The sequence below is a fragment of the Alkalihalophilus lindianensis genome (assembly GCF_032843265.1).
In the GTDB taxonomy this organism is placed as follows: Bacteria; Bacillota; Bacilli; order Bacillales; family Bacillaceae_D; genus Alkalihalophilus; species Alkalihalophilus lindianensis.
On the sequence record NZ_JAWJBA010000329.1, the window covers coordinates 1 to 272 of the forward strand.

Here is a 272-nt window from a genome sequence, read left to right on the forward strand (position 1 = left end):
GGTCGATCATGCTTTTTGGCGTGAATTCCGTCGGGAAGTCAAAGCGATCAAGCCTGATTTGTATATCCTTGGAGAAATCTGGCATGATTCAATGCCATGGCTGCGCGGGGATCAATTCGATGCCGTCATGAATTATCCTTTCACCACGAATATCCTCAATCTGTTTGCGAGGCAAACCATAACGACAAAGGAATTCATTGAAAATATGACAAATGTAATTCATATGTATCCGAAAAATGTCAATGAAGTGGCCTTTAATCTTGTCGGCAGCC

The 272-nt window shown here is 42.6% G+C and carries 1 protein-coding gene; it reads left to right on the forward strand.

Annotated elements, in window-relative coordinates; genetic code table 11:
* Positions 1–272 (forward strand): alpha-amylase family glycosyl hydrolase (locus tag RYX56_RS22445; protein WP_317124133.1); only part of this gene is annotated, 272 nt, incomplete at both ends.